Here is an 11,710-nt window from a genome sequence, read left to right on the forward strand (position 1 = left end):
TTTAAAAAAAGCCTGCACTTTCTGCTTTAGGCTAGTATTTTCAAGGCTTCTGCGGCTTATCACAATCTGCAGAAAAATATGCAGAAGGCTACGATGATCAGCGACAAGAACTATTTACTCCCGGCGCTCCCCGGCGAGCTGCCAGCGGATATTCTGGAAAAAGCCTCGCTACTGCCAGCCAAGGCGGCGTTTCTCGATGGCCGTTTGGCAGCGGCCACCCGCGCCCGGCTGGCTGCGCTGCTGGAGGTGACCAATACTTATTACTCCAACCTGATCGAAGGGCAGTATTCGGCACCGGCCGATATGCAGCGAGCCCAGGCTGCCCCCAGACGCGAGCGCAAACAATTGGCCGATCTGGCCATGCAGCAGCTCGGCGTGCAAACCGGCTTTGAACGCCTTATGCGCCGCTGGGATGAGGATATTGCCTGGCAGACAATGTTTTCCCCCTGGCTTGTTCGCCAGGCCCACAAAGCCCTGTTCAAATATGCCCCGACAGAACAGCTAAAGCTGCATAACAGCGAGCGTTATCTGGTACCGGGCAAATTACGCAGCGAGCCTGATGAGCAGGTCGAGGTAGGCAACCACCTGGCACCAGACGCCCAAGTGGTGAAACCCATGCTGGAGTTGCTGCAGCAGTTTATGGGCAGTTATAGCGACCCGCGCACCCGGTTGATTGCCGCCCTGGCTTACCACCATCGCCTGGCCTGGGTTCACCCCTTTATGGATGGCAATGGCCGGCTGGTACGGCTGATTACCCATCTGCAGCTGGTGTATCTGGATCTGCGACCCAGCCTATGGTCGCTATCGCGAGGGCTGGCGCGCCGGCAAACCGAGTATTACGCGGCGATGGCCAATGCCGACCGACCGCGCGAAGGCGATCTGGACGGTCGCGGCCAGCTCTCGCTCAAGCATTACCTGGGCTTTATCCGCTTTATGCTGGATGTGTGTCTCGACCAGGTCGACTATATGACCGAGGCAGTTGACCCGGCCAATATGCGCGTACGCATCGAGCGAATGTTCAAACACCATGAGCGCATCAGTGCCGCAAAAATCCGCCCCGGCTCGGCGGCGGCGGTGCATGCACTATTGAGCATGGGCACAATGCCGCGCGCGACCTTCAAGACCTTTCTCGGCCTGAGCGAGCGCCTGGCCATCGAAGAACTCAAGCGCCTGATCGAGTTGGGCATTGTGCTCAGCCCCACGCCGAAATCACGGGACGTAGAGCCCGGCCTGCCGGTGTGGTTTGCCCAGGAGATTTTCCCCGATCTGCATCGGCGGTTTATCTAAACTAGCCGCGATGCGGGTTGTGGATCTTGGTAAGCCTGAACTGATCAAAAGCCTGTTCTTTGGCTTCCAGAAATATCTGTACCGATCTGATAAAAAACCCAACGCACCGCAGTAAAAACCTGCCGCCAGCCGTGCTGTCATCCAAACTTTTGGGATATCGGTCGGGCTTTCCTCGATCAGGGGCGATGCTACCCCGCCCTAAGGCTCCGGCCGGTAGCCCAGACGCAAACCGCCCCAATGCCTGCCCTGCACCATGATCGGCACCGACAGATCGTGCATCAGCTCGCCGGTATCGCGCATGTAGGTCTGCAGCAGCAGCGCCTGCCTGTGGCTGCCGCAGCGGATGCCGGTGCGGTCGTTGAACAGGCGCTTGCCACGGCTGCGGGTAGCGTCGACTGCCGGATCGCCGCTGGGCGGGTGGTTGAATGCGGCGTTATGGGTCGGCACATAGCCTTCCGGGGTGGTGGAGATGGCGAATACCAGCCCTTCATGGCGCTTGAGCAGCGGCTCCTGCAACGCCGGCAGCACCTGGTCGGCATACTGATCGAAGCGCGTGCGGTATTTCTGCGGCTGGGTGCCGGCAATCGGTTGGTAGCGACGGTCGAACAGGTCGTCGAGGCCGATGCGTCCGGCCTGCAGGTCCTGCTCGAACTGCGCGGCGATGGCGGCGGCGCCCTCGCGGGCCAAGTCATAGGCGCGCTGGTGGTAGTCATCCAGGCCCACCTCGGCGAGTTGCTCGCTGACCGTTTCGGCCTGGCCTACCAACTGTTCGGCTGCGTCTGCCAATTGCCGCGTCTGCCCTTCGCTGCCTTGCACGTCGTCCTGCAATTGCAGTGCAGCAGCCGAGAGGCTGGCCAGGCGCTGGTGGTTGTCCGCCGTGCCGGCGCTGATCTGCGCCACCTGCTGCTCGACCTCCTCGGCCTGATCGGCGATGCCGTGCAGGCGGCTGCCGGCTGTCTCGATCTGCTGCGCGGCCTGTTCCAGCTCGACGCTCTGACGCTGGATATGAGCGACCACCGCCGCGCTCTGCTGGCGGATGTCGGCGACCATCTGGCTGACTTCCTCGGTGGCGCTGGCGGTGCGCGCAGCCAGGTTGCGCACCTCGTCGGCGACCACGGCAAAACCACGCCCCATCTCACCGGCGCGGGCGGCCTCGATGGCCGCGTTGAGCGCCAGCAGATTGGTCTGGCTGGCGATGGACTGGATCACCTGGGTGACCTGCTCGATCTGCTCGGTACGGCTACCGAGACCATCGATCAGCTCACGGCTGGCCAGGGTCTGCGCACTGAGTTGCTGCATGCGCGCGATGGCCTGGTTGAGCTCGGCCTGACCGTTGGCGCTGGCATCGCGCACATGCCGGGCCGCAGCCAGGGTCTGCTCGGCACGGGCGGCGCTGTCCTGCTCGGTGTGGGTGATGGCCTCGGCGGCCTGGCTGACCTGCTGCACCGCCGTCAGTTGCGATTGCAGGCGGCCGGCCAGGTGCTTGACCGCATGGGCCACCTTGGCTGCGGACAATGCGTTGTGGCAGGTGTGCCGTGACAGCCCGCGGCTGAGCTCTACGAAGCCGGTGCTGGCGACCTGCTGCGCGGCGGACGAAGCGTCGTCGCGACGCTGCCATGGTCCCAGCCAGGGCCACAGCGCCAGCAGCAGGAAAGACAACAGGCCGACATAGGACGGTAGCTGCACCTGCTGGTAGACCAGCATCAATGCAGCCAGCCCCAGGGCATGGAGGAGACAGGCAACGGGTGAACGGACAAAGGCAGCTTGCATGACCGACCTCAGAGTTCTTGTTCTGGTGCGCGGCGAAGCGCTGTAGGCGGACGGGGTCACGGCGGGTCTCTCCTTGAATATCCCACGTAACCTGGGCAGCAGGTTACGTGTACGACAGGCCCGACGAAAAATATGTGTATGCAGACCGGGCACGATGACCGGGATTCGAGCAGCTTGGAAGCACCAGCACCATAAAACTTTGGTAGCAACCTGCCATGAATTTAGGCAGTGCCCCGGCAGGCTCAACAAGGCTTCCCCCGCACCGGGGCGCAGCGCCTACACACTCGCTGTATCGACACTTAACTCAGTGGCATTAGCAGGCTGTTGAAAAACCACCTCGGCTTTGGCCTCCCGCCCCCATGCAGTCGTAACCCAGGTTTTTCAGAGGCCTGCTACCCCACCATGCGATGACGCTTGACGAAACGCCGGTCCAGCCAGTCCTTGCAGTGCCCGTACAGCTGCCCGCCCGCACTCCAGTCGTGCCAACCGAGCAATGCCCCGCCATCACCGGTGGCAAGCAGGGCCAGGCTCTGCCATTGCGGCCGATACTGGCGCAGCGGGCGACCCTGTAGCGCGGCCTGCAGATTGGTGCTGAGTACCGGCGCCTGACGCACTGCGAAACGCCCGCTGCGGCGCATGCCGTCGAGGCTGGCGCTGTCGCCGACGGCGAAGATCTGCGCGTGGGACTCGCATTGCAGGGTCGGGCGAATGGCGATGAATCCGGCAGCGTCGCTGGCCAGTTGGCTCGCCGTCAGCCATGGCCAGGGACGCGCACCGCTGGCCAGCAGCAGGCGCCGCCCGCGCCATACCGGCTCGTCACCGCTGAGCAGCCAGTCATCCTCGATACGGCCGATCGGGCAATGCTCACGCACCTGCACGCCGCGCTGACGCAGATGACCCAGTGCGCGCAGCCGCAACCCCGGCCCCAACCCGTCGAGCAAGGCTCCGCCGCAGAACAGCGCCAGCGCCGGTACCTTGTCGGCCAGCGCCAGGGCCAGCTCCACACCTCCGGCCCCGCCACCGAGAATCGCCATGCGCCGAGGCTCGGCCTGCCATTGCTGCCAGCCTTCGAGCATCCGCTCGATGGGCCTGGCGGCCAACACCTGCATGGCATCGCCCTGCTGCGGTGGAATGGCCATGCCGGCACCGACGTTGAGCGACAGCCACTCGCTCTGCAGGCTACGGCCATCCGCGAGTTGCAGGATGCGCGCATCGGCATCGAGCGAGGCGATCTCGCCTTCGATCAGCTCGACCTTGGCCGCCCGGCACAGCGGCTGCAGCTCCACGCGGCAGTCAGCCGGGCTGAAACGGCCGCTGATCAGCCCCGGCAACATGCCGGCGTACCAGGCTTCCGGGCCAGGGCTGAGCAAGCCGATACGGCCTGGCGGACGCTCCACCAGCGCCCAGCGGCGCAACACACCAAGATGGGCGTGGCCGGCCCCGGCCAGAATCAGATCGTACTGGGTCATGCGTTGTTGCATCCGTCGCGGTACTGGCTCGGCGTCTGGCCGGTCCAGCGTTTGAAGGCTCGGCCAAAGCTGCTGCTGTCACTGAAGCCGAGCAGATAGGCAATTTCACTGATCGAACAGCGCGGATCGCGCATGTGCCGCAACGCCAGGGCGTGGCGCGTCTCGCCGAGCAGCGCCTCGTAGCGGGTGCCCTCCTCGGCCAGATGGCGCTGCAGGCTGCGCAGGCTCAGGTGCAGCGCCTGGGCGATACGCTCGGCGCAGGGCTCGCCATCGGGCAACTGCGCTTCCAGACAACGACGCACCCGCTCGCTGCAACTGACCGCCTGCAGTTGCTCCAGGCTGCGTCTGAGCACTGTCTCGTTGTGCTCGGCCAGTTCCGGGTTGCCGTCGTCCAGCCGTTGTTCGAATGCGGCGCGGGGAAAGCGCAGCAGGCTTTCGGCGGCATCGAACTGCAGCGGAGCGCGAAATACGGCCTGCCAAGGCGCCGGGTCGGTTGGCTGCGGGCGCTGCAATTGCACCAGCAGCGGCGAGAACTCCCGGTTCAGGCGATTGCGACAGCTGCGCACGTAGATCGCAGCGAAGGCATCCAGCGCCTCGGGTGCCGGTGCCGGGCTGCCTGGCGGTACGCGAAAGCGAAATTCGTAGACATCTTCCAGCTCGCGCAACTCCAGCTGCAGCGCATCGCTGACCACCCGGTGATAGCGCACGATGCGTTCGAACATCTCGCGCAGGCTGCTGCTGGCTATCAGCGCGTAGCCCAGCGCGTGGAAGGTGGTCGGGCTGACGAACTGCGAAGTCTTCAGACCCAGCGCCGGGTCACCACTGGCGGCCACCGCCAACTGCCACAGGCGCGTGGTGACCGACAGCGGGCAGCGCGCGTTGGGGTCGTCGAGCACTGTCGGGTCGAGGCCGGCGGCACGGCACAGCGCAGCGCTATCCAGCCCGAGGGCATCGAGCTGCTTGCGCAGAGCGCGGGTCCAGCTGGCCAGTGTGGTGGCTTCGGCGGTCATGCAGATTGGCGTATCCGGTAGGCAGGTTGGCGCGCTCGGTCGGGCACTCTGACGACTGTCACGGCACAGTGAAGTCACAACCCAATAACAAGAGGATGTCGGCATGTCGCCCTCTCCCGCAAGCCTTAATGACCAGCAACGCGCCGCTTGTATCCGTGAACAGGTGATGGCCCACGGCAACGCCCTGCGCCAACGCTACCCGATCCTGCAACATCAGGACGCACTCGGCACCGGTATTCTCGCTTTCGCACTGCTCGGCATGCTCGGCTCGGCGGCGTTGTACATCGGTGGCGACCTGGCCTGGTGGGCGTGTCTGCTGCTCAACGCCTTCTTCGCCTCGCTGACTCACGAGCTGGAACACGACCTGATCCACTCGATGTACTTCCGCAAACGGCCGCTGCCGCACAACCTGATGCTGGCGCTGGTCTGGCTGGCACGGCCGAGCACCATCAACCCCTGGGTACGCCGCCACCTGCACCTGAACCACCACAAGGTGTCCGGTAGCGAAGCCGACATGGAAGAGCGCGCCATCACCAACGGCGAGCCCTGGGGCATCGCCCGCCTGCTGATGGTCGGTGACAACATGATGAGTTCCTTGATCCGCTGGCTGCGGGCTAAGAACCCCGAGCACCGCCGGCTGATCCTCACCCGCACGCTGAAGGTCTACGCGCCGCTGGGGCTGCTCAACTGGGCGACCTGGTACCTGTTCCTCGGTTTCCATCTGCTGGACCGGGCCAGTGCTGCGCTCGGCGCCCCCATCGCCTGGTCGGCCAGCACGCTCAGCGTGATGGCAGTGGTGAACATCGCCGTGGTGGTACTGGTCGGACCCAATGTGCTGCGTACCTTCTGCCTGCACTTCGTCAGTTCCAACATGCACTACTACGGCGATGTCGAAGCGGGCAACGTGATCCAGCAGACCCAGGTGCTCAACCCCTGGTGGCTGTGGCCGCTGCAAGCGTTCTGCTTCAACTTCGGCAGCAGCCATGCGATCCACCATTTCGTGGTCAAGGAGCCCTTCTACATTCGCCAGCTGAGCGTGCCTTTCGCCCACCGAGTGATGCGCGAGATGGGCGTGCGCTTCAACGACTTCGGCACCTTTGCCCGTGCCAATCGCTGGACGCGCCGTGAGAAGGCGGGCGAGGAGCGCACGCAGGCGGCCTGACCCGGGCTGGAGAGGCGGCGCAGTCAATCGTCACGCCATCCCGACGGATGAGACTCGCAGCGCAATCATCGCGCCAGTAGTCGGCTAGAATGGCTCTGCGCCCGACCGCTCCTCAGACCCGACAGCGTCCACCGGACTTCGGCGCCCTCGTAGTAGCCATGAGGCGCCCAGGATGCTTCGACCGCTTCGCTCACTGATGTTGCTGCTTTGCCTGGCCTGCGCCGTGCCGGCCTGGGCGACCAGTGCGTTGCCGCTGCTCAAGCTCAGCGCAATCGATCTGGCCACGCCGGTGAGCATCGAGCACAGCCTGCTGCTGGAAGACCCCAGCGGCCAGCTGAGCGCCAGTGAGGTGCTGCAGCGCATCGCGCAAGAGGGCCGGCAGGTGCAGGGTACCGCCCGCATCGGCTATACGCGCAGCGCCTGGTGGCTCGCCGTGCAACTGCAGACACCGCCAGCCGAACGCCTGCAACTGATCATCGGCCAGACCTTTCTCGATGATCTGGAGGTTTGGCTGTTCGATGGCGAGCAGTCGCTCGGCCCGCTGTACAGCGGCGCAACCCGCCCATTCGCCGAGCGTGGCGAGCCCTATCCACAGTTTCTACTCAACCTGCCGCGCCTGGGCGAAGGTCCGCACAGTTTGCTGCTGCGCGTGCAGAGTCATTCGGCGATCAACCTGCCAGTGCAGGTGGTCGGCGCCGAACAGGGCCAGCAACTGATCGCCCACAGCTGGCTGCGAAGCGGTCTGCTGATCGGCGCCCTGCTCGCCCTGGCACTGTTCTATCTGGTCAAGTACAGCACCCTGCGCGAGGCGCAACTGGCCTACTTCAGCATCACCTCGCTGTGCGTGGCGCTGTACAACACCAGCCTGTACAACATTGCCGGCCTGCTCTGGCCGCAGTGGACGCTGCTGCCCAAATTGCTGATCAATCTACCCACCGCCGGGATGATGATTTTCAGCTCGCTGTTCATCGCCAGCGCCCTGGGTCTGAAACTTGGACGTCTGCGCTGGCTGCGCGATGCCCTGTTCGCGGCCACCTTGCTGGTCAGTGTCGGTGGCGTCCTCGTCGACCATCCCCACGCCTACCAGATCCTCAACCTGCTGACGCTGGCTACCGGGCTCTATCAACTGCTGCTGATGGTCCTCGGCGTCTATCAGCGCCGCCCCTACGCTCCCGGATACATGCTGTGCTGGAGCGCCGCGCTGGCGCTGATGCTGCTGGTGCCGCTGAGCCGCGTCGGGTTGATTCCGCTGCCAGCCGGCTTCTACGCCCTCTACGCCTACCTGCCGGCGCTGAGCATGCTGCTGTTCGGCGCCCTGCTCGACAAGCAGCTGGAACGGGTGCGCCGCGTGCTGCTGAGCAGCCAGGCGCAGGCCATCGATAATCTGGAGCAGTACCAGGCACTGTTTCGTCACAGCGGCGAAGGTATCTTCCGCTGCCATCGTGATGGCCAACTGCTGGAAGCCAACCCTAGCCTGGCTCGCCTGCTAGGGAGCGAGACCCTGCCGGACGATCTCGGCAAGCTGTCCCTGCAGAGCCTGGTGGGTGAAACCCAGTGGCGCTGGCTGCTGTTGCAACTCGACGTACAGGCCGGCGCAGTCAGTTGCGAATGCCAGCTGTATGATCTCGAACAGCGGCCACGCTGGGTCTACCTGTCGCTGCACCTGCGCCCGCATCAGGCGTTCATCGAGGGCATAGTGGTCGACCTCAGCGAGCGCCGTGCCCTGGAAGAACGCCTGCAACAACTGGCCGCGCATGACGCCCTGACCGGCCTGCTCAACCGCCGCGAGCTGGAAAGGCTGCTCTCGGAAACCCTGGGCGGTACCGCCAAGCGCCGCTTCAGCCATCTGCTGCACCTGAGCCTGGACCGCTTCAAGCAGGTCAACGATCTGTGTGGCCACTCCGCCGGTGACCAGTTGCTCAGGCAACTGGCAAACCAGCTCGCGCACCAGCTGCCGCGCCATGCCGAGCTGGCCCGCGTCGGAGGTGACGAGTTCGCCGTGCTGCTGCGCGAGGTCGATGACGAGGCCGCCCTCAAGCAGGCCGAGGCCCTGCGCCGGGCGGTCGAGCAGTTCGTCTTCACCTGGCAGGGGCGCCCCTTCCGTCTCCACACCAGCATCGGCCTGCTCGCCCTCGGCTCTGGCGTGCGCGACTGGGAGACGGCGCTGACCTGGGCCAGCAGCGCCAGCCAACTGGCCAAACACCAGGGCCGCAACCGCGTCTGTCAGTTCAACCCGGAAGATGGTGCGCTGCTCGAACATCAACGCCAGCTGCAGTGGATCACCCGCCTGCGCGAAGCCTGCGAGCGCGGCCATTTCGAGCTGTTCTACCAACCCGTACAGGCATTGCAGAGTGCCACCGCCGGCCTGCACTACGAAGTGCTGCTGCGCTACCGCGATCCGCAGAGCGGCGAGTGGATCAGCCCCGCGCAATTTCTCGATGCAGCGGCGCGTTATGACTTTCTCGGCGCCATCGACCGCTGGGTCGTACAGCATCTGTGCGCCTGGCTGGCCGCCAATCCACGGCACCTGGCGCAACTGGCTCAGGTCAACGTCAACCTCAGCGCCAACTCTCTACTCGATTCCGACTTCCACCGTTTGCTGCAGGACGAACTGCAGCACCACGGCCTGCCGCCCGGAAAATTCTGCATCGAAGTGACGGAAATGGTCGCCCTGGGTGAGCTGGGCGTCTCCGCCCAGTGGATCGAGGAGCTACGCAGCAAGGGGCTGAAAGTCGCCCTGGACGATTTCGGCAGCGGCTTCGCCTCCTACGCTTATCTGCGTCACTTGCCGCTGGATATCCTCAAGATCGACGGCAGCTTCATCAGCGGTATCGAGAACGACCCGATCAACCAGGCGATGGTCGGCTCGATGCGACAGATTGCCGGGCAATTGGGCCTGCTCACCGTCGCCGAATTCGTCGAGACCCAGGCCAGCCTGGACTGCCTGCGCCGCCTGGGCATCGACTACGCCCAGGGCTATTTCATCGGCCGCCCGCAGCCCTTGCGAAAACTGGCAGACGACGTGCGTCACCACGACACTCAGCAAGCCTGATAGAACGCCACCGGCACGCGCTCGAGCAGCGCCAGGTCCAAGCGCAACATGCGCACGCAGCGCGCGTCCACCAGGCTGGCTGGCAACTCGTTGTTCGGCAGGGCCAGCAACAGGCCAGTGAGATTGAGCACCAGCGCCTCACGCGAAAACACGCCGCTGCCCAGGCCGTAGAGCGCTGCGATCAGCTCACGCAGGCCGAACGGCAACCGCCAGCGGATACGCAGGGCCGAACCGAAGCTCGCCGAACGGCGCAGCATCGCATCGTCGATCTGCTCATTGCTCAGTTCACCGCCCGCTTCCTGCCAGTCCTGCAGGCTGCGCAGCAGGGCCAGTTCGCCCAGATTGTGCAGCAGGCCGGCGGTATAGCAGAGCTCGGCGTCCAACCTCAGCTCGAGCGCCAGCCAGCGCGCCAGCTCGGCGCTGCGCCGCGCCTGCTGCCAGGTATGCGCGGCCAATTCTGCCAGACGTGGGTCACGCAACTGCGCATTGCGCTGCAGCGCCAGGCCCAGCACCAGGTTCAGCGTGCGCGCCACACCCAGGCGATGCAGCGCCTGCGCCAGGGTATGACAAGGCACACCCTGATGCTGCGCGGCAGTGCTGGCGGCGGCAATCAGCAGCGCGGTGATCTGCGGGTCGCTACCGAACACAGCCTCCAGCTCGCCCAGGTCCTGCTCGCCGGCCTGCAATCCCTGACTCACGGCGTTGCGCACATCGCTGAGCAGCGGCGCGCCCTGCCCCTCTTCGCGCACCGTATCGAGATAATCACGCAGCTCGCTGACCAGCAGCGGCTGGCGCACCGCCACCGCAGCAGCAGGCGCAGGCAACAACGTGCGCAGACGCTGCCGCAGGCTTTCGGCATTGAAGGGCTTGGCCAGATAGGCACTGGGCGCCAGCGGCCGGGCGGCGCGTACACTGCTGGCATCCAGGCGTCCACTGATGAGCACGAACGGCAGCGCCGGTGTACGCGGGTGACGACGCAACTGACGCAGCAACTCCAGGCCGTCGAGCCCCGGCAGGTCACCGTCGGCGATCACCAGATCGGGCAGGCGCCGCTTGCACCGCGCCAGTGCCGTCTGGCCATCGCTGACCTGTAGCACACGGGCATCGCCACACACGTCGAGCACCAGCTGCTGCAGCAGATTGGACGTCCAGGGATCCGCCTCGGCGATCAGAACTTCCACACAATGAGCTGAAGCGGTCATGCGAGCCTCTGGGCGAATGACGAACGGAGGATGCCCGAACCTCAGGTACCTACATCCACTGCAAAGCTGATGGATGAGTCAGTTCCACGGCAACGGCGCAGTCTAAACCGGGGCGTTGTGTGACGTAAGTCGCAGATGAGCGAGTTGCACAAAAAATGCGCGACCAATAGCTGCGCCAACCGCCCCGCACAAATGAGCGGCACAGGCGCGAGCCCGAGGGGGAAACACGGGCAAAAAAAAGCCCGCCGATCAGGGCGGGCTTCTTTGCCAGGTAGCCGATCAATTACTTGATCTTGGCTTCCTTGTACATCACGTGCTTGCGTACGACCGGATCGAATTTCTTGATTTCGATCTTGTCAGGGGTGGTGCGCTTGTTCTTGTCGGTGGTGTAGAAGTGGCCGGTACCGGCGCTGGACACCAAACGGATCAGTTCACGCATGACTCTCTCCTTAAACCTTTTCGCCGCGAGCGCGCAGCTCAGCCAGCACTACGTCGATGCCACGCTTGTCGATGACGCGCATGCCCTTGGCAGATACGCGCAGACGCACGAAGCGCTTCTCGGACTCGACCCAGAAGCGATGGTGCTGCAGGTTCGGCAGGAAACGACGACGGGTTTTGTTGTTTGCGTGGGAAATGTTGTTCCCGGTTACCGGACCCTTACCGGTAACTTGACAGACTCTCGACATGCCTCAGCCCTCTAAAACCACATGCCCAACCCGGCATGGGTTGGCCGCTTAAACTCAATGTCATTGGCGCTC

At 64.4% G+C, this 11,710-nt stretch carries 9 protein-coding genes; 3 read left to right on the plus strand and 6 right to left on the minus strand.

Going from position 1 to position 11,710, the window contains the following annotated elements:
- Positions 1-93 precede the first annotated feature (93 nt).
- Positions 94-1,287 carry a Fic family protein gene (locus ACN0X6_RS24180; protein ID WP_417707849.1) on the plus strand — a complete coding sequence of 398 codons (1,194 nt, stop codon included), beginning with the start codon at positions 94-96 and terminating at the stop codon, positions 1,285-1,287.
- Positions 1,288-1,485: 198 nt separating this feature from the next.
- On the opposite strand, the gene ACN0X6_RS24185 is transcribed toward ACN0X6_RS24180, so the two are convergent.
- From ACN0X6_RS24185 to ACN0X6_RS24195, 3 genes are all read right to left on the minus strand, one after another.
- A complete protein-coding gene (locus tag ACN0X6_RS24185; protein WP_417707851.1) occupies positions 1,486-3,057 on the minus strand; it encodes a methyl-accepting chemotaxis protein in 1,572 nt (523 codons plus the stop codon).
- 392 nt (positions 3,058-3,449) lie between these two features.
- Positions 3,450-4,526: an FAD-dependent oxidoreductase gene (locus ACN0X6_RS24190; RefSeq protein ID WP_417707853.1), complete on the minus strand. Its 1,077-nt coding sequence runs from the start codon at positions 4,524-4,526 to the stop codon at positions 3,450-3,452.
- Positions 4,523-5,536 carry an AraC family transcriptional regulator gene (locus ACN0X6_RS24195; protein ID WP_417707855.1) on the minus strand — a complete coding sequence of 338 codons (1,014 nt, stop codon included), beginning with the start codon at positions 5,534-5,536 and terminating at the stop codon, positions 4,523-4,525. Before ACN0X6_RS24195 ends, ACN0X6_RS24190 begins: the two co-directional genes overlap by 4 nt.
- Positions 5,537-5,639: 103 nt before the next feature.
- Between ACN0X6_RS24195 and ACN0X6_RS24200 the strand changes: the two genes are divergently transcribed.
- The gene (locus ACN0X6_RS24200; RefSeq protein WP_417707857.1) at positions 5,640-6,698 is read left to right on the plus strand and encodes a fatty acid desaturase; all 1,059 of its coding nucleotides are present in this window, start codon (positions 5,640-5,642) and stop codon (positions 6,696-6,698) included.
- Positions 6,699-6,870: 172 nt separating this feature from the next.
- Positions 6,871-9,750, plus strand: coding sequence for an EAL domain-containing protein (locus ACN0X6_RS24205; RefSeq protein WP_417707859.1), 2,880 nt, complete (start codon positions 6,871-6,873; stop codon positions 9,748-9,750).
- Here ACN0X6_RS24205 and ACN0X6_RS24210 read toward each other — a convergent pair.
- From ACN0X6_RS24210 to rpmB, 3 genes are all read right to left on the minus strand, one after another.
- Positions 9,738-10,952: an HDOD domain-containing protein gene (locus ACN0X6_RS24210; RefSeq protein WP_417707860.1), complete on the minus strand. Its 1,215-nt coding sequence runs from the start codon at positions 10,950-10,952 to the stop codon at positions 9,738-9,740. The two genes, ACN0X6_RS24205 and ACN0X6_RS24210, sit on opposite strands and share 13 nt — an antisense overlap.
- Before the next feature lie 283 nt (positions 10,953-11,235).
- A complete protein-coding gene (rpmG, locus tag ACN0X6_RS24215; RefSeq protein ID WP_003464575.1) occupies positions 11,236-11,391 on the minus strand; it encodes a 50S ribosomal protein L33 in 156 nt (51 codons plus the stop codon).
- A gap of 10 nt (positions 11,392-11,401) precedes the next feature.
- Positions 11,402-11,638, minus strand: coding sequence for a 50S ribosomal protein L28 (gene rpmB / locus ACN0X6_RS24220; RefSeq protein ID WP_003242523.1), 237 nt, complete (start codon positions 11,636-11,638; stop codon positions 11,402-11,404).
- Positions 11,639-11,710 lie beyond the last annotated feature (72 nt).

The sequence above is a fragment of the Pseudomonas sp. genome (assembly GCF_048269965.1).
Taxonomy (GTDB): domain Bacteria; phylum Pseudomonadota; class Gammaproteobacteria; order Pseudomonadales; family Pseudomonadaceae; genus Aquipseudomonas.